The sequence below is a fragment of the Spirosoma daeguense genome (genome assembly GCF_054776875.1).
In genome coordinates, this window is sequence record NZ_BAAHBF010000008.1 from 221,618 (window position 1) to 240,819 (window position 19,202).

The following is a 19,202-nucleotide window of genomic DNA, read 5'->3' on the forward strand; positions in this document are numbered from 1 at the left end:
CCATTTATTGTTTTGTGATGTCAATGATTTGAATCGAAACAACAATGCGCAGGCAATTATTATCTCTATTACTACTACTACTCGCTGGTTTATCGCAAACAACATACGCTCAATTTGGCCCTCCTGGGGGCGGACCGGGTGGTTTTGGCCGACAAGATGACCGTCGGCAGAAAGCCGAGTTTACAGGTGTAGCCGAAGAAACACCTAAAGGCAATGGAAAAATATCAGGTACATTAGTCGATTCGCTGTCGGGCAAGCCGGTTGAATTTGCTACGGTAGCCCTGATCAGCACGAAAACCAACAAACCCGTCGATGGTACTACGTCAGATGCCAAGGGAAATTTTACGATGAGCAAACTGGCTCCCGGCGACTACCGGCTTCAATATTCATTTATCGGCTATAAAAACTCTGATTCCAAGGCTTTTAAGGTTGAAAAAGGAACCGATCTGAAAATGGGTTCGGTGAAAATGTCGCCCGATATTCGGACTTTAAGTGAAGTAAACGTAGTAGGACAGGCGGCCCTGATTGAAGAGAAAGTAGACCGCCTAGTTTTCAACGCCGATAAAGATATTGCCACAAAAGGCGGTGATGCCAGCGATATTCTGAAGCGTGTGCCGATGCTTTCGGTCGATCTCGATGGGAACGTATCGCTACGTGGTAGCTCCAATATTCGGGTCCTGATCAATAATAAACCATCGACCATTGTAGCGGCCAGTGTGGCGGATGCGCTGAAACAACTGCCTGCCGATATGATTAAAACGGTGGAGGTAATCACCAGTCCGTCAGCCAAATACGATGCCGAAGGTGCTGCCGGAATTATCAACATAATCACTAAAAAGAACACATTACATGGTCTGACATTAAACGTTGATGCAGGTGCTGGGCTACGGGCTTCAAACTTAGGACTGAATGGTTCGTATCGTCAGGGGAAACTGGGTGTTACGTTAGGTGGCTTTGGTCGGATGATGTATAACCGGGCTTCTTCGACATTAGATCAGACGACACGCACCGGCACGCAGCCACTACGTACACTTCAGGAAGGTTCGGCCTTCGACAGACCTCTGTTTGGTCATTACAACTTAGGTTTCGATTATGATCTGGCGAAAGATCAGTCACTGTCGGCCAATGTTCGGTTTGGTACACGGAATTTCATTCAGGAACAGAATCAGTTAACGAGTATTTATTCGGGTGGTTCGATTCTGAACCAGACAAATCGCGATGTTGACCGGAAAGATCTGTCGAACTCGGTGGATATGAACCTCGATTATATCCGCACCTTCAAGCCTCAGCAGGAGTGGAGCATTTCGACGCAGTTTAGCCGGACCAATCTGACTAATAATTTCTACGCTGACTTGCTCAACAATATGGGCTCGTTAACATCGCGTCAGCAGAACCTGAACCACAACATCAATCAGGAACTGACGATCCAGACCGATTATCAGACACCGATCAAGAAAAACCAATTGATCGAATTTGGCGGAAAAGCCATCATGCGGAAAGTAAACAGCGATTACCGATATCTGATTGGTGGTAGTGTTGGCGAGTTGATTACGGACCCAAACAACCCAACGGGTTCACTGAACTACGATCAGAATATTGGTGCAGGTTATATCTCGTATACCTACGTAACGCCAAGCAAATACACGTTTAAAGTAGGCACACGCTATGAGTACACAAGCATCTCGGCCTACCAATCGACCGAACTGGTTCAGAATACGAAGTTGAATATTCCGGCTTATGGTAATCTGGTGCCTAGTGTCAACGTATCGAAAAGTCTGAAGGCTGGTACTACGTTGAAAGCGGCTTATAACCGTCGGATTCAGCGGCCCGGTCTGCAACAGTTGAACCCGAATGTTAACGCGGCTAACCCACAAATGATCATGATGGGTAACCCGAACCTTAGCCCCGAACTGACCGATAACGTAGAAATGAGCCTGAGTTCGACCATCAAGAAAACGTATCTGAACGTATCGGTATTTGGCCGGTTGACCAACAACGCCATTACGCAGGTTCGGATTCCGGTCGATACGTCGCAGTACGATTTCCCGGCGGGCGCGATTCTCACTACGTTCCAGAACATCGGTGTTCAGCGTACATTGGGTGCTAACGTATTCTTCAATACCAATTTGACCCCGAAATGGAGTATCAATGGTGGGTTTGACGGTTACTACGTGTACATGCAGGGTGCTACGCCAGGTTTGGATGGAAAATCGGTAACAATCAGCAATACCGGTATTAGCATTGGCGGACGTCTTATGAGTCAGTTGCAACTCGATAAAGGATGGAGTGCGCAGGTGTTCAGTTTCTTCCGTGGACCGCAGCCACAGTTGCAGGGTACACAGGGCGGTTTCTATATGTATTCGTTCGGTATCCGGAAAGATCTTGCCAACAAACGGGGTAGTATTGGTTTAGCGGCTGAAAACTTTATCGGAAATGGCGTTGTGATGCGGACAAATCTGGAATCTCCCTTACTTTCGCAGGTGAACGTCAATCGTTTGTATAATCAGAACGTAAAAGTGACCTTTGCGTATCGCATTGGCAAAATGAGCTTCGACGCACCTCGTAAAAAAGCTCGTTCGGTCAATAATGATGACGTAAAAGGTGGCGAAGGTGGAAATGATGGCGGTGGCCAGCCACAGCAGCAGCAATCGGCTCCAGCCGGTGGCGGACAATCCGGCGGTCGCCCAGTTCGGCAATAGTATTACTCTTACATAACAACCATAATTTATTCCTATTTCATGAAACGCTTATCATTCACATTCGCTATTCTGCTCGCTTCGTTCGCTACGTATGCACAAACCTGGAACCTCGATAAATCGCACAGTCGTGTAGGTTTCACCGTAACGCACATGATGCTGACCGATGTTGATGGAAATTTTAAAACATTCGACGCGAAGTTAACCGCTTCTAAGCCAGATCTTTCTGATGCTGTTTTCGAAGTAACGGCCGATATTAACAGCATCAACACCGACAACGAACGTCGGGATGGGCACCTGAAAGGCCCTGACTTTTTCGATGCGGCAAAATTCCCAAATCTGACATTCAAGAGCACGTCTTTTCAGAAAGCGGAAGGCAAAAAATATAAACTGGCTGGCGATTTGACTATGCATGGCGTAACGAAACCCGTAACACTGGACGTAGTGATGAACGGCCCCGTTACTCAGGAAGGCCGCAACGGTAAGCAGGATAAAGTTGGTTTTAAAGTGAGCGGAACAATCAAACGTCTTGATTTCGGTATCGGTAGCAGCACCACCGCTGTTGTTAGCGACGAAATCGAACTGAAAGGCACGGCTGAATTTGCAAAACCACAATAAGCTATTCTGGTATAACTGGATAATGAAAAATAGTTTGTAAACCATTTTCATTATCTGTTAAAATCAAATTCCCTACCGATTTTAGAAATCGGTAGGGAATTTGATTTTATGACTTCTAGTATTTAGTGACTTAAGCCGTCTGGCTACGTTTTGTGAAATAATAAATGGGTATGCCAAGCCCGGCAATCAGAAGGCCCATGCCCGTGTTAAAGGTTTTGGTATAGAGCAGAATAGCGCAGATTGTTAGTCCGGCAACGATGTATAACGCCGGTACAACTGGATAGCCAAACGCCCGGTAAGGTCGCTCGGTATTAGGTTCAATACGTCGTAGCCGGAACAGACCAGCAATGGTAACCATGTAAAATACCAGCGACGCAAACGTGCAGTAATCAAGTAGGTCGCCGTATCTGCCCGACAGGCATAGCACCGATGCCCAGATGCATTGCACCCATAAAGCACGACCCGGTACAGCATGTTGATTCAAATGCGAAGCCTGTTTCAAGAACAGCCCATCTTTAGCCATTGCATAGTACAAGCGGGCACCGGCCAGAATCAGCCCGTTGTTACAACCGAAGGTCGACACCATAATTAAGACGGCCATGATGGCCACAGCTACGTTGCCAAAGAGTGTTTCGACGGCAGCAGTAGCGACACGGTCGGCATCGGCAAACTGAATACCTCGCCCAATAATATCTGTGGCAGTAGGAGAACCTTTTAACGGCAGTAGTGAGAGGTAAGAAATATTAGCTAGAAAATAAATCGTTGTAACGATCAGAGTACCAAAAAACAGGGCCAACGGAATATTCCGGCGCGGATTTTTGATTTCGCCCGCAATGAACGTTACGTTGTTCCAGGCATCGGCCGAGAACAGCGAACCAATCATCGACGTACCAAAAGCCAGAATTAAAGCCATTCCTGCCAGCGGAATTACCTCGCCCGTAGCAGACGTAGTACTGGCTTCCCAGGCATTGTTGAGGTTGGTTGATAGTAAGCCTGTACTCAGCCCAATGGTAATACCCACCACAATAAGTCCGAGCAGGGCAATAAGCTTAGCTGAGGTGAACACGTTCTGGATAAATTTACCGCTTTGAACTCCCCGGCTGTTCAACCAGGTGAGCAGCACCAGACTGGCAATGGCAAAGAGTGAACCTAACGTAATTTTTATCGGCCCAAGCGCCAGCAATACGTTGTCGGGGCCGAGTGCTGGAATAAAAACGGCAGTATATTTGGTAAATGCTACAGCTACGGCGGCAATGGTTCCGGTCTGAATTACCATAAACACCGTCCAGCCGTAAACAAAGCCGGTTAGTGGGCCAAAGGCTCGTTGAATATAAATGTATTGACCACCGGCTTTGGGCATCATGCCTGCCAGTTCGCCATAACTAAGTGCGGCTGCTACCGTCAATACGCCCGTTAAAACCCAGAGCATCAGGAGCCAGCCCGATGAACCAAGGCTACGAGCCATTTCGGCCGTAACAATGAAAACGCCGGAGCCAATCATGGAACCTGAAACAATGAGCGTGGAGTCGAGCAGACTCAGGGAACGGTTAAATTCGGTCGGTTCAGTCTCGATTTCGGCCGACGGCGAGGAATGTGATACGTTTTCTGCCATGTAGAAGAAGATATGCACACAAGAACCGCTCAATTAGGCAAAAAAACAAATTGGGCCGAGGAAAACGGGCCATTTGATCCATACACAAACGTAAATTTGGTAGATGTGCTTATAGACGAATCACTTCGACCGAATGGCAATAACCGGATCAAGCCGGGCGGCTGAGAAAGCAGGAATGATTCCTGATAGAATGCCAATCACGCTTGATACCCCCAACCCAAGCATAATATTACCCGCTGTTAAGTGAAGTACGAGACTACCTAAACTTATGAACGACAGTAGATAAACCAGAAAAATACCGGCCAGTCCACCCACCAGACTCAGAAGAACGGCCTCGAACAAAAACTGGAAGAGAATAAAATAATTCTTCGCTCCCAACGATTTCTGAATACCGATAATATTGGTACGTTCTTTTACACTCACAAACATGATGTTGGCAATACCGAAGCCGCCAATCAGAATTGAGAACCCCCCGATAACCCAACCTGCCAGCGTCAATACCGAAAAAATACCACTGATGGCTTTGGCCGCTGCTTCAGGACGATTGATGGAAAAATTATCTTCCTGTAACGGCCTAAGGCCACGGCGGGTACGTAGCAATCCCCGAATTTCACCTTCTAGTTCAAGAAGTCCTTCGTCAGAATCGTAGCCTTTTATGGCGATGTCGATATCAGGCTGATTGGAGTGAAACATTTTGGCGAAAGCTCCGAATGGAATCAGGCATTTTATATCAGGATTGCCGCCCACGTTGAGGATACTCTCGCCTTTACGTGTCTGAACGCCAATGACCACGAAATTGAGCCCGTTAATTTTAAGTGTCTTTCCCGTAGGGTCCTGATTGGGGAAAATGTTTTCGGCTACATCGGCACCAATGATCGTTACGTTACGTGACACATCAACCTCCTGTTGCATAAAGTAACGGCCTTTTTCGATGGGTACTTCCGAAATTTTGTTGTACTCAAACGTAGTGCCCTGAATCAGACACGACATGCTATTGTTGGCGTTCTTTACCGTAACGCGCCCCTTAAAATCCATCGCCACAATGGCTTGGGCATTTTCGAGTTTTTCACTCAGAAAACGGTATTCATTATAAGTCGGCACCGGGCGTTGGAAATATTTCCACCAGGCAAAATCATTGCTGAATACCCAGGGCCATTTCTGAACATATACCACTTTATCGCCAATGAACGACAGACTGTCTTTGATGTTACGTTCGAGCGAATCGACCAGCGTAAACACGGCGATAATCGCGAAAATTCCGACCGTTACACCCAGCAACGACAGCGTAGTACGTAACAGATTGGAACGTAACGCCTGCCACGCAAACCGGAAGCTTTCAAAAGTCTGACGAATAAACTGCATGTGTTCGAAGATTGAACAAGTACGCGAATTGCTGTGACAATTTCAGCCAATGAAAGTACAACGCGAAGTTTTTTTTGCCAAATCGTTTCGGATGGGCGACGGTTCGGGCGGATAAATGGTTGGTTTGGCTATCAGCGATATAGCGTTATTTTTGTAACTAAACGAATGACAACCTCCTACCTGAAATACACTTCTATGAGTCAACGCTTTATTCAGTATCTGCCCGTATTACTACTTTCTGCGGGGATCAATGCCTGTAAAACACAAGCTCCTGTTACGTCGGACACGGCTGTCAAACAAAGTCAGGGCGTTTACCAATACCGGGATGAAGACCCAACAGTTAAGCCGTTTTTCTCTGATCGGGTGGGGGTAATCGGACGTAACGGAATGGTAGCATCTGCCCATCCCGAAGCCTCGCGGGTAGGGCTTGAGATTCTGAAGGCAGGTGGTAACGCTGTCGATGCTGCAGTGGCTGTTCAATTCGCGCTGGCGGTGGTTTATCCGGGCGCAGGTAATATTGGCGGTGGCGGATTTATGGTCTATCGCGACAATGCTGGAAAAGCCTACACGCTCGATTATCGGGAAAAAGCACCCGGCAAGGCTACGCAAAATATGTACCTCGACTCGCTGGGAAACGTTCGGGCGGGATTAAGCACAAGTGGGCATCTGGCCAGTGGCGTACCGGGCTCGGTCGATGGGATGGCTGAAGCACACAAACGGTTCGGGAAATTGACTTGGGAACAGGTTCTACAACCCGCCGTTGATCTGGCAGCTAAAGGATTTGCCCTGACCGAGCGCGATGCGTTGGGCCTGAATCGTATCAAAACTGATTTACATCAAATTAATCCCGGCAAAACGTATTTTCTCAAAAGCCCTGCTCAGACTGATACGTTAACCTGGCACAAAGGCGAATCATTGGTTCAATCCGACCTCGCCAGAACCTTGCAGCGTATCCAGTCGCAGGGACGGGCAGGATTCTATGAAGGTGAAACAGCCCGATTATTGGCTGAAGAAATGGTACGTGGTAACGGCCTGATTACGGAAGAAGACTTAAAAAACTATCACTCGGTTTGGCGCGAACCAATTCAGGCAAAGTATAAAGAATACAACGTGATTACGATGCCGCCAACCTCCAGCGGGGGCGTAGCGTTGTTGCAAATGATGCGCTTTACCGAACCATTTCCGCTACGTCGGTGGGGCTGGAATCGGGATAGTACGGTGCAGGTGATGATTGAAGCAGAGCGTCGCGTATATGCCGACCGTGCTAAGTTTCTGGGCGATCCGGATTTCGTAAAAGTGCCCGTTGCCCAGTTGATTAGCCCCGATTATCTAAAAAGTCGCTGGACGGATTTCTCGTGGGCGAAAGCTACTGATAGCCGGAACGTAAAAGGCGGGTCGATTCCCGGTTACGAAAGTCTGGAAACAACGCATTTCTCGGTAGTTGATAAAGAGGGTAACGCGGTGAGCATCACTACTACGTTGAATGGTGGTTATGGGAGCCGGGTGGTCATTGGCGGAGCGGGCTTTTTTATGAACAATGAAATGGACGATTTCAGCGTGAAACCCGGTGTGCCCAATATGTTCGGGTTGATTGGTAATCAGGCCAATGCCATTGCTCCCCACAAACGAATGCTGTCGTCGATGACACCGACTATTCTGGAAAAAGATGGAAAGCTGTTTATGGTGGTGGGCACGCCCGGCGGTTCAACGATTATTACGTCGGTTTATCAAACCATTCTGAACGTAATAGAACACGGCATGACCATGCAACAGGCCGTAAACGCGCTCAAATTTCACCACCAGTGGTTGCCCGATAAAACAATCTTCGAAAACGGTGCCTTCTCCGACGCAACGATTCAGACACTACAAAACCGGTCGTATATTCTTGAAAAGCTGACCAATACGTTAGGCCGTATGGACTGTGTACTGATTCGTCCCGATGGCTCATACGAAGGAGCTTCTGACCCACGTGCCGATAACACGGCAAGAGGATATTAAGCGGTTGAAGTCGCTGATCTTCAGTGTTATTTTATGCGAGTTTTTTGCGCCTGAAACTCCTATTGGGGTTTCAGGTGGTTATATATGCGGCTTATTTTCGGCCATTTACCACCCCTAATCCCTCCTAAAACAGGAGGGATTAGGGGTGGTAAGCTCAAATTAAATCAGGGGAGGGGGTTTTATTTATGTCTCTACCTTTTAATTCGTAAAAGACGTTTTGTTAGATACCTGCGTACGGGTTCATCATATAGCTTTAAGCATACATAAGCCAATACTATAGACCCTACAACAAGTGCTAATGCGCCGGGAAAAGATTGCTCAAACGTGAGGTTTTTATTTTTTACCCAGGCATAATACAGGTAGATAAACGGATAATGGACCATGTAGAGTGGGTAAGAAATATCGCCCAAAAACTTGGATAGCCGGATCGTTACGTTGTCGGTTGGCTTTTCTGAAGCACCTAGGTAAACAAGTAAAGGAAAGATAAGAATCACACAGAGCGCATCATATAAACCGTTCATCCACAGGTTCTCACTACCACCGATTCGTGGTATTGCCGAGACAATAACAATAGATAAACTGCCTATCCAGAAAGCCCCTTTTATAGGAGCAGGTTTGAATACGCGAGCGAGTAGCAATCCTGCTGAGAAGGAAAATAATAGCCGAAAAGAGCCGCCGATAATATTCTCTTCAGTCAGCGAAAAGCCGACGCAGATGTCGCCCAATGGCCCCCAAATGGCAAAAACGGCTAATCCAATGCCAGCTAGTATAACAAATATGAAAAGTGCCAGGGTATTGAGCTTACGGATGAAGAACGCATAGAGAATATTGCCGATGTATTCAAAAAATAACGACCAGCTTGGCCCATTCAGCGGGTACATTTCACCCACACCCCGAATTTCAGAATTGGGCGTTGCCGGAATCAACAAAGCATTGATAAGAGTTGCTATCAATAGCATAGGGACCGATACTTTTGTAACGTCCCAGGCAGCGCAACCCTGAAAGTAGAACATGATGGCCCCAATAATGGCTCCGATAACGACCATCGGATGCAGGCGAATGAATCGACGTATAATAAAGTCTTTGATTGTCATCGTTTTCCAGCGGCCGTCATAAGCATAGGCCACAACAAAGCCGGACAGGATAAAGAAGAAATCAACGACCAGATAGCCGTGGTTAATTTTTTGATCTAAATGACTGGTTGCAAACGCTTCAAATACGTGAAAGCACACAACGGTTAAAGCCGCTACGCCACGCAGCCCGTCAAGTATGTTGTAATGCGGTTTGGTATCGGCGAATGCAGTAGCAGAGATTTCGTTTTGGGGCATTGATAATCAATTCGTTAAAACGCATTTGAGTCCTCCGTTATAGTTACATCGACTACAATGGTGACTCAACAGTTCGTAATGGACTGCAATTTCGCCTTTCCCAGCCATCCGACGCAAGCGTATCACGACCTGATACTACGTCAAAAATAATTGAGGTGAAATCTCTATCTATCGACGATCCGATATGTTAATCGAGAACATTCTTCAATTGCCGGGCCATTTCCTTATGCTTTTTGTCGTCTTCCAGTAACTTTTTTGCCAGAGCTTTTACCGCGTCGGTTGGAGCACTGTCTTTAAGGTTATCCGCAGCATCGAGGGCATCATCGTTGACATCGGCCATATAATCGAGAAACTGTATATCGAATTCATTACTGGCTTTCATGCCCGAGAGTTTGCTGAGGTATTTTTTGCTTTTGTTCGATATTGTAGTCGGCAGCGTTACGTTCATCAGTTTTGCCTGTGCCTGTAGTTGCCGGTCGTCCTGCTGGTGATCGTTCATGATTTGCCGGGCAAACGTTTTTACGTCTGGATTGGTCGCCTTTTTTATGGCTACCTTACTCAGTTCATATTCGGTCAGGCTGGTATTGGTCAGCGTAACCATGTGCTTTGTTACGTTCTTGGCATCATCTTTGGCGTCACTTCCTACCGCAACAGCCTGTTTTTCAATGCGGTCTTCATTGACTTTGTTCGCTTTTTCAGTACTATCCGGACTCGACGAACAGCCAATCATCGAAAGAAAGCCAAGGAACAGTATAGCTGGTGTGAGGTAAAGTTTCATAATGCGGGTTTCATTTTTGTTGTATTCATGAAACTCCGCAGTACGTTTCTTGTTTGCAAAGGCAGATTATCAATACGATATAAATCTAGATGGTTGGTTGGAGCAAGGTGAGCCAGGCTTCCTGCACCTTATTTTGGGCTAATAGCTGTTTAGCTCTCAGATGCAGCAGATCGGGCAGATATTGACAACCGTGCTGCGCTTCGTCAACTAACGTATCAAGAACACCCGACGCTCTAAATTCACGGATTTCATCTAGGGTAGGCAAGGTCGAAATACTACCAAGTTGACCCAGATCGTTTCCGGTTAAAATAGCACTGTTTCGAATGTCGGCGGGTAATTGGTCAACACCGATGCCAATACGTGGTCGGGGTACTTCAAACAACGCATCGCCCTGTGCATGGCAATACCAGTCGGCACCCATTCGGGCTACGAGGTCAATACGTTGCGGATCGATTAGGCCGGACGTATCGAAAATATCGTCGCGAAAGTGAGCCATTACAATCTCGCAAATTACCAGATGACCAGAGCCGGGTTCGAACGTATCGGCAGCTGCTACGTTGGCTACTGGCTGATTTGTTGGTATAATTTGCTTGACAACACATTCATACGACGCGGGCGATTCGGCAACTCTCGGCGGTTTCACCCGATCTGAAGCAACAGCAGTAAAACCCGCTTTTTCAAACTCATTGACACCCCGCTCAAACTCGGCACTCGCCAGCGACATTTGCTGCACCATCGCGTAGTTGACAATATTAATCACTACTTCACCGACTTCTTCCAGATTTAACAGCGTATGTTTTTTCTGTCCGTGCCGGTTAATAGTTGGCGTGAAAATCAGCGTAGGCGGATTGTAACCGGCAATGTTGAAAAAACTGAACGGACTTAAGTTGACATTTCCGCTTGCATCAATCGTGCTGGCAAACGCAATCGGACGTGGGCCAATACTGCCAATCATGTAACGGTAAAACTCGTTGGGCTGTAAATCCTGCGGGTTGATTGTTTTCAAAGTACGAGTGAGTGAAAGAGCGAGTTTTTCTATGAGTAAATGGTTCCTGCTACGTCGCCAAGTTCAATTCGAGAGCCATTTTTGAATCCATAACCACGTAGTGTTACTGTATCGCCATCGGCTAGAAATGTCCGTGTTTCGGTTGGTGATACGTTGATGCTACGTTCGCCGTTCCAGCTCAATTCCAGCAAAGAGCCATGCGTAGCGGATTCTGTTCCTGAAATTGTGCCCGTTGCCAGTACGTCACCAATATTTAATTTACAGCCATTCACTGTGTGGTGAGCGATCATTTGGGCGAAATTCCAATACAAGTTTTGGGTATTTGAACGGCTTATGCAAACTGATTTACCTTCTGCCGGTTGGAGCCAGACTTCCAGCGTTAAATCGAAATGGCCGGATTTACCCGTTTGTAAATAAGGCAGGGGAGTGGGTTCTTGCATTGGACCACTAGTTCGAAATGGTTCCAAAGCATCGAAAGGTAACACCCAGGCAGACAGGCTCGAGGCAAAGTTTTTACCCAGAAATGGACCTAATGGCTGGTACTCCCAGCGTTGAATGTCGCGGGCCGACCAGTCGTTGAACAACGTAACACCGAAGATATAATCTTCAGCTTCATCAACTGAAATCGGTTCGCCAAGCGGATTGCTTTTTCCAATAATCAACCCTATTTCCAGTTCGAAATCCAATGCCTTCGACGGCCCAAAAATTGGCTCATTATTACTGCCTAAAAATTGCCCATTTGGCCGACGAATGGGCGTTCCTGACACAACAATTGACGACGAGCGGCCATGATAGGCAACGGGCATGTGTCGGTAGTTGGGCAAAAGAGGGTCACCATCAGGGCGAAACATTCGCCCCACGTTCTCAGCGTGGTGAATACCTGCGTAGAAGTCGGTGTAATCGCCGATACGTACTGGCAAATGCATTTGTACCCGCGAATTATGAATAAAAACTTGATCATGTACATCCGCAAAAGCTACCAATTCGTTGGCTAGTAACGTAGTAAGCCGCTGCCAGACATCCTGATGTGTCGATTTGCCCAGTTCAATAAAATCATTCAGTGCTGACTTTGTAAAAACGGACGTATCAATATGCAGGTCATTAAAATAGCCCAATAAACCAACCACTTCGAGATCGAGAACGTAGTCGCCATGCTTAAAACCAACGCGAGGCTCCCCAATATCGTAACTAAAAATGCCGTACATATGAAAAGAGTGAATGAGTGAATGAGTGAATATCCAGCGTAATCGCTCTTTCACTCTTTGATACTGCTCATTTATTCCTGACTAATGTTCGTGTAAATCGAATCCATAATACGAACGAAATGCTGGTAATCTTCTTCGCTGAGGTTGCCCCAACCTTTCCGACGCATGGCCGAAACAATGGGCAGTACTTCGTTGTATTTCGCTTCGCCAGCGGGTGTTAGATAAACCAGAAACTTACGTCGGTCGGTGTCGGTCATTCGACGTTCGCTCAACCCTTTCTGACTGAGCAGATCAATAATTCGTGTTACGGTCGGCGCATCTTTGGTAGTCATCTCCGAAATCGTATTCTGACTGATACCCGGATTGCGAAAAAGATGGTCAATAACAACCCACTGGTCAACGGTGAGGTCGAAACCCGCGTCGTTGAATTGTTTTTGCAGGGCGTTGCGAATCTTCTTTATCGTAGTATCAATCTTAAAAAAGTAGGCACGCGTATCGGATGGATGCGTCACGGTTTGAGGAATAGTGGCTAATGGACAATGAAAATAACTCGAGCTAATGACTGATTAGTAGGCATAGTAGCTCAAAATTATTCATTATCCATCATACATCATTCATTAAGAGGAGTTCTTTCAGTTCGCTATCGATTTCATCAACCGAATGATAAAGCTGTTCAAACGATTCAATGACAAAATAATTCTTCTGAAAATGATCAATGATATACGGTGTTTTTAGCAGCGTTTTTACATCGTAAGGAAGCCGTTTCGGAATAGGACTATAGAGGCTATAAGCCGTTTCTCCCACCGACGATAAAATGCCACCGCCATAGATACGTAGCGCGCCCGATTCCCGAATCAGGCCAAATTCGACCGTATACCAGTATAGCCGCGAAATCATGGCAATGGCTTCTTCGCTGTCAATATGACGTAGTGCAATCTGGCTTAAAGCGGCCAGAAAATCGCAAAATGCTTGATTCGATAGCATCGGTACGTGCCCGAACGTATCATGAAACATGTCGGGCTCGGGCAGGTAATCCAACTGATTCCGCCGACGCAACCACGTAGTAGCCGGGAAATTCCGGTTCGCCATTAACTCGAAAAATTCCCGATTCGGAATTAACCCCGTTACCGCATAAACGTGCCAGTCTGTAAGTTTTTTCAGACGTGGATTCAAATCCCGTTCAAAATTTGGAATATGACTGGCACAAAACCCCGTGGCTGCAATACCATCCAGATAAGCCTGACTGGCCTTACCGGGGAGTTGCGCCATCTGCCGCTCGAACAGCAACCGCCAAACGGCCTGATCGTCGGCTGTGTAGTTGGAATAGGTCTGTTTCATAGTGAAAGAGTGAAAGTGCGAAAGAGTGAATGTGCGTGCGTTGGCTTTTCGCAATTTCACTCTTTCGCTCATTACAACGTTCCCCGTAACGCCTGTTCACGCTCGATGGCTTCGAAAAGGGCTTTGAAATTGCCTTTGCCGAACGAACGGGCGCCTTTGCGCTGAATGATTTCGAAAAACAACGTAGGACGAGGGCACACAGGCTTGGTGAAAATCTGTAGCAGATACCCTTCTTCGTCGCGGTCGGCCAGAATGCCTAACGAACGTAACGTAGCAATTTCTTCGTCGATCTGGCCAATACGTGTGCTGAGTTGATCGTAATACGTATCAGGGACGCTGAGAAATTCGACGCCCCGATCACGTAGTGCAGTCACAGTTTCCAAGATGTTGTCGGTTGCAACGGCAATGTGCTGAACACCAGGACCGCCGTAAAAATCAAGGTATTCTTCTACCTGCGATTTCTTTTTGCCCTCGGCTGGTTCATTAATCGGAAACTTAACCCGCCCGTTGCCGTTGCTCATCACCTTGCTCATTAGCGCAGTGTATTCCGTCGAAATGTCTTTATCATCGAACGAAACCAGTTGCTGAAAACCCATCACGTCGTGATAAAATGCCATCCACTCATTCATTTCATGCCAGCCAACGTTGCCCACCATATGATCGACGTAGTTGAGACCCACATCAGTAGGCTGGTAATCGGGATTCCAGGGCTCGTAACCCGGCAGAAAAACGCCTTTGTAATCGTTACGTTCCACAAACACATGGACTGTATCGCCGTAAGTATGAATACCCGAACGTACTACGTAGCCATGGTCGTCCTGTTCATTCGTTGGTTTTAAATACGGTTTAGCTCCCCGGCGAACGGTTTCCTCAAAAGACCGCTTAGCGTCGTCGACCCATAACGCAATTACCCGAACACCATCGCCATGTTGGTCAAGATGTTGACTGATTTCCGAATCACCGTGCAACGGAGAGGTTAGCACAAGTCGAATTTTTCCCTGCTGTACTACGTACGATTCGCGGTCGCGCAGGCCCGTTGCCAGACCTGCGTGCGCCAGCGGCTGAAAACCAAAAGCTGTCTGAAAATAATGAGCCGATTGCCGGGCGTTACCAACGTAAAGCTCCAGATAATCGGTACCGTTCAGCGGCAGGAAATCGTCTAGTTGGGGTTCAAGAATGTCTAATGCTTCCATATCTGTTTGTTGATGTTGTTATTGCTGACGCATAGGAGACGTAGCATGCTACGTCTCTACAGCCACGATTTATAGTATTTACCGTCGTCAATTTTTAGCGCCTGTTCGGTGATCATGAGCGGGCGGAAGGTATCGACCATGACAGCGTATTCCTCTGTTTCTTTTTTGCCGATGCTACGTTCCATCGCACCCGGCGCCGGACCGTGCGGAATTCCGCCGGGATGTAGCGTAATGTGTCCGGGAGCGATGCCGTTTCGGCTCATAAAATCACCATCGACGTAGTAGATTACCTCATCTGAATCGATGTTCGAATGGTTATAAGGGGCCGGAATTGCCTGTGGATGATAGTCGTATAGGCGGGGCACGAATGAGCACACAACGAACGTATCGGTCTGAAACGTCTGATGAACAGGCGGTGGTTGATGAACGCGTCCGGTAATGGGTTCGAAATTATAGATCGAAAAGCCGTACGGATAATTATATCCATCCCAACCCACTACGTCGAACGGATGCGACGCGTAGACTAGTGAATGAAGCGAACCCTGTTTCTTAATTTTTATCAGAAAATCACCAGTTTCATCGTGCGTTTCCAGTTCGGTAGGGCGAATGAAATCGCGTTCGCAGAAAGGTGCATGTTCGAGTAATTGGCCGAAATGATTCCGATAGCGTTTGGGTGTGTAAATTGGTGAATGCGATTCGACATAAAGCAGTCGCGTTTGTTCACGATTATCGAAATCAATCTGATAAATCATTCCGCGCGGAATAATCAGATAATCGCCTTGCTGAAATGGAATGTTACCAAGCAACGTCCGCAATTTGCCCGATCCACGATGCACAAAAAGCAACTCGTCGGCGTCGGCGTTTTTATAGAAATACGTAGTAAGCGACTGACGCGGAGCCGCTACGCCTACAATCAGATCATTATTTACCAATAAAGGGACTCTACTTTCTAGAAAATCGTTGGCAGGTGCTACGTCGAAGCCAATCAATTTTCGCGACAACATAGTTTTCGCTTTGGCCAGTTTGGGCGCTACGTCTACACTTTCCAGTACATCGCGTACCATTGTAGGTCGGTGTACATGATACAGCAACGACGACATGCCATCGAATCCAATCGTACCGAACAATTGCTCATAATAAAACGCATCTGCACTACCAACAGGCTTCACAAACTGCGTGTGCCGTTTTGGAGGAATCTGGCCGAGTGAGTGGTAAAATGGCATTGTAGTTTGATTAGAGGAATTTTGTTGCTATAACAACTATTGTTTAGCATACAATTATACTAACAACTTTTAAAATAGAATATTGTTTAGAATAAATTTTATTTATTGGTGTTGAGGTATGCAATACAGATAAGCAAAAACGCTCATAATTATGCGCTTCTTTATTTTAGAATAGTAGAGGCCAGTCCTTTTCTCTAATTTTGGCCGTGCAAACCTGTTCGGGAAACATGGGCCGAATAAGAGTTGCCAACTGAACACTATTTCTTGTAACCTCAACATGCAACCTACGCTTCTAATTCTGGCCGCCGGTATGGGCAGCCGTTACGGTGGCATCAAGCAGCTCGACCAGTTTGGTCCGAACGGCGAAACCATCATGGATTATTCTCTTTTCGATGCCATCCGGGCCGGTTTCGGGAAGGTCGTATTTATTATTCGCGAAGAACTTCGGCAAGACTTTGAGGAAGTTTTCGGGAAAAAATTAGCCGGAAAAATAGAGGTCGATTATGCAATTCAGTCGCTGGAATCATACGTACCCGAAGAGTTGGGCGAAGTAAAACGGACGAAGCCCTGGGGTACCGGTCATGCTATGTTGTGTGCCTGGCATCAGACCAAAACACCGTTTGCGGTAATCAATGCCGACGATTTTTACGGTCTCGAAGCCTTTCAACTGATTGGTGACTTTCTAAAAACCGACACCGACGACGAGCTTCATGCTATGGTTGGCTATGAAATTAAGAATACGCTCTCGGAAAATGGTTCGGTATCGCGGGGAGTTTGTTCGGTGGGACCAAACGGCCATTTGCTATCAGTGATTGAGCGGACAAAAATTTACGAACAGGAAGCCGGACAAGATAACAAACGTATCGTTTTTGAAGAAGGTGATACGTTTACACCTTTATCGCCCGAAACGCCCGTGTCGATGAATTTCTGGGGTTTCAAGCCTTCAGTGTTTCCGCTTGTGAAGCACCAGTTTGAGAGTTATGCAATGGCTAATATTGATTCGCCCAAAGCCGAGTTTTATATTCCAACGGTAATGACGAATCTGATTGAAACGGATACCGGTCATTGCAAGGTTTTCCGGAGCCAGTCGGCCTGGTTTGGCGTTACGTATCCAGAAGATAAAGCAACGGTTCAGGCTGCTTTGCAAAAGCTTCACGACGATGGCGCTTATCCAGAAAAACTCTGGTAATGAACGTACTGATACGTCTAAATACAAAAACGCCCCGAAAGCTTTGAAACTTTCGGGGCGTTCTGTTAGCGTAACGTAGTGGTGCCGGGTTCTCAAACCCGACACCACTACGTTACAGTCAATCAAGTTGGTATTATTTTTTCGTTACTCGAATTGCAATTCGACGATTTTCGGCACGACCCGCTTCTGTATCATTCGACGCTACCGGATGTTCAGGGCCATAACCTTCGGCTTCCAGACGCGATTTATCAATGCCAAGCTTAACTAATTCGCCCAATACCATATCGGCACGATCCTGCGAAAGTTTTTTATTGATTGCTGCGCTGCCTGTATTGTCGGTATAGCCACCGAGCTTGATGTTTACAGCCGGATATTCTTTCAGAATGGCGGCAATGTTGGTTAATTGCTCCTGTGATTCAGGACGTAGCGTTGCTTTTCCTGTATCGAACAATAGTCTGTCGAAGTTGAACCAGGTTGTTTTGTCAACAGGCTTGCTCTTGTCTTCAATGAACTTAATGAGGTTATTCTCAATGCCCAGTTCTGGAATGTTCAGTTCAAGGCCCGATGGTAGTTTCCGCTTGAAGAATGCTCCTAATTTGGCCGCAGCATCTTCTAATGCAGAACCGGCAGAATCTACGGCTGCATTAACCGAATCGGCAGCCGCTCCCATACCCGTAGCTGCTTCGCCCAATGTAGCGGACGTGCTATCGATGATGGTTTCGGTTGTAGTAGAGACGGTTTCTTTTTCTGTTCCGCATGAACGCATGAAGTAGAACAAAGCGCCCAAACCCAGTAGTAACAATAGCCAGGGCAACCATTTCGCTCCTGACGAACGGTCGTCCTGATTCTGATAGGCAGGCGGTGGGGTAGGGCGAGCTGGCGGTACATTGCTGGTTGGCGCAACACGAGCAGTTGGTTGATTAACGGATGAGATGAACTCACCAGCTTTGCTACCTAATCCGCCTAAGATGCTTAATCCCGGAATAGCTCCTAATAAGGCTCCCAGACCTGATGGCATGGCCGATGTAAGATTCGATGCCTGTCCACTCAATAGACTACTTAGACCTGAAATGCCTGTTCCGTCATCGGCCAGTTTTTTACCTAGCACACTTACCAGAACCGGCCCTGCCAGATTCAGCAGCGAAGAAGCTGATGTTTGTTTAACGCCACTGTAAGAAGCTAAAGAGCTGGTCAAGGCATTTGTTTTGTCGCCAAATAAGCTTTTCAGAATGCTCGCCCCCATCGACAGCAGGCTACTGGATTGAGTTTTATTGGCCAGAATATCGCCTAGTTGGCCTAAAATACCATTCTCAGGAGTAATCAGATTACCAGTTGCTGGATTAGGCGACATTATTTCGCCAATCATGTCCATAACTGAACCGGCCCCGCCCGGCTCGTTCACTTTCTGAATAAGCCCGCCTAAAATGGCTGGCAATGCTCCCTCAATAGCCCTTTGTGTGTTTTGCTCATTTTCGCCGAGCATTCCACTGAATTGGCTTAAAACACCGTTGCTGAGATAGCTTTTTGCTAGGTCTAATAAATTGATTGCCATATACTTATCTTTTAGTAGTGACTTTAATCTGCGTTCAGTAATTCAGGGTTGAAACCAGAAACCTAATCTATTGTTTGGATGGCCAATAAGCTACATTAGCTGGC

15 protein-coding genes are annotated in these 19,202 nt (G+C 46.9%); 4 read left to right on the plus strand and 11 right to left on the minus strand.

All coding sequences use genetic code 11. From position 1 onward, the window contains the following. Positions 1-44 precede the first annotated feature (44 nt). Together ACYVD4_RS24875 and ACYVD4_RS24880 are read left to right on the plus strand one after the other, a co-directional pair. Entirely contained in the window at positions 45-2,699 is a 2,655-nt protein-coding gene (locus tag ACYVD4_RS24875) for a TonB-dependent receptor (protein WP_460950323.1), read from the plus strand. Between the two features lie 39 nt (positions 2,700-2,738). Continuing rightward, positions 2,739-3,314 carry a YceI family protein gene (locus ACYVD4_RS24880; protein ID WP_460950324.1) on the plus strand — a complete coding sequence of 192 codons (576 nt, stop codon included), beginning with the start codon at positions 2,739-2,741 and terminating at the stop codon, positions 3,312-3,314. A gap of 130 nt (positions 3,315-3,444) precedes the next feature. Here ACYVD4_RS24880 and ACYVD4_RS24885 read toward each other — a convergent pair whose 3' ends face one another. Both ACYVD4_RS24885 and ACYVD4_RS24890 read right to left on the minus strand, forming a co-directional pair. Continuing rightward, positions 3,445-4,926: an APC family permease gene (locus ACYVD4_RS24885; protein ID WP_460950325.1), complete on the minus strand. Its 1,482-nt coding sequence runs from the start codon at positions 4,924-4,926 to the stop codon at positions 3,445-3,447. Between the two features lie 120 nt (positions 4,927-5,046). After that, a complete protein-coding gene (locus ACYVD4_RS24890; RefSeq protein WP_460950327.1) occupies positions 5,047-6,288 on the minus strand; it encodes an ABC transporter permease in 1,242 nt (413 codons plus the stop codon). Between the two features lie 195 nt (positions 6,289-6,483). Here ACYVD4_RS24890 and ggt point away from each other — a divergent pair, with 195 nt between their 5' ends. Further along, a complete protein-coding gene (gene ggt / locus ACYVD4_RS24895; protein ID WP_460950712.1) occupies positions 6,484-8,286 on the plus strand; it encodes a gamma-glutamyltransferase in 1,803 nt (600 codons plus the stop codon). A gap of 191 nt (positions 8,287-8,477) precedes the next feature. Here ggt and ACYVD4_RS24900 read toward each other — a convergent pair whose 3' ends face one another. From ACYVD4_RS24900 to ACYVD4_RS24935, 8 genes are all read right to left on the minus strand, one after another. Further along, complete coding sequence (locus tag ACYVD4_RS24900; RefSeq protein WP_460950328.1) at positions 8,478-9,614, minus strand: acyltransferase family protein; 1,137 nt, start codon at positions 9,612-9,614, stop codon at positions 8,478-8,480. A 187-nt stretch (positions 9,615-9,801) separates the two neighbouring features. Then, positions 9,802-10,392 (minus strand): DUF4142 domain-containing protein, encoded by a 591-nt coding sequence (locus ACYVD4_RS24905; protein WP_460950329.1) that lies wholly within the window; start codon positions 10,390-10,392, stop codon positions 9,802-9,804. 85 nt (positions 10,393-10,477) lie between these two features. After that, entirely contained in the window at positions 10,478-11,398 is a 921-nt protein-coding gene (locus ACYVD4_RS24910; RefSeq protein ID WP_460950330.1) for a flavin reductase family protein, read from the minus strand. A gap of 29 nt (positions 11,399-11,427) precedes the next feature. Continuing rightward, a complete protein-coding gene (gene fahA / locus ACYVD4_RS24915) occupies positions 11,428-12,603 on the minus strand; it encodes a fumarylacetoacetase (RefSeq protein WP_460950332.1) in 1,176 nt (391 codons plus the stop codon). A 71-nt stretch (positions 12,604-12,674) separates the two neighbouring features. Then, the gene (locus ACYVD4_RS24920) at positions 12,675-13,115 is read right to left on the minus strand and encodes a MarR family winged helix-turn-helix transcriptional regulator (RefSeq protein ID WP_460950333.1); all 441 of its coding nucleotides are present in this window, start codon (positions 13,113-13,115) and stop codon (positions 12,675-12,677) included. Between the two features lie 91 nt (positions 13,116-13,206). Continuing rightward, entirely contained in the window at positions 13,207-14,013 is an 807-nt protein-coding gene (locus ACYVD4_RS24925) for a phenylalanine 4-monooxygenase (protein ID WP_460950334.1), read from the minus strand. Further along, positions 14,013-15,134 (minus strand): 4-hydroxyphenylpyruvate dioxygenase, encoded by a 1,122-nt coding sequence (gene hppD / locus ACYVD4_RS24930; protein ID WP_460950335.1) that lies wholly within the window; start codon positions 15,132-15,134, stop codon positions 14,013-14,015. The genes ACYVD4_RS24925 and hppD overlap by 1 nt, the downstream gene beginning before the upstream one ends. A gap of 56 nt (positions 15,135-15,190) precedes the next feature. After that, positions 15,191-16,357 carry a homogentisate 1,2-dioxygenase gene (locus tag ACYVD4_RS24935; protein WP_460950336.1) on the minus strand — a complete coding sequence of 389 codons (1,167 nt, stop codon included), beginning with the start codon at positions 16,355-16,357 and terminating at the stop codon, positions 15,191-15,193. 277 nt (positions 16,358-16,634) lie between these two features. On the opposite strand from ACYVD4_RS24935, the gene ACYVD4_RS24940 reads away from it, so the two are divergent. Beyond that, positions 16,635-17,546 (plus strand): nucleotidyltransferase family protein, encoded by a 912-nt coding sequence (locus ACYVD4_RS24940; RefSeq protein WP_460950338.1) that lies wholly within the window; start codon positions 16,635-16,637, stop codon positions 17,544-17,546. A 133-nt stretch (positions 17,547-17,679) separates the two neighbouring features. On the opposite strand, the gene ACYVD4_RS24945 is transcribed toward ACYVD4_RS24940, so the two are convergent. Continuing rightward, positions 17,680-19,098: a DUF937 domain-containing protein gene (locus ACYVD4_RS24945; protein WP_460950340.1), complete on the minus strand. Its 1,419-nt coding sequence runs from the start codon at positions 19,096-19,098 to the stop codon at positions 17,680-17,682. Positions 19,099-19,202 lie beyond the last annotated feature (104 nt).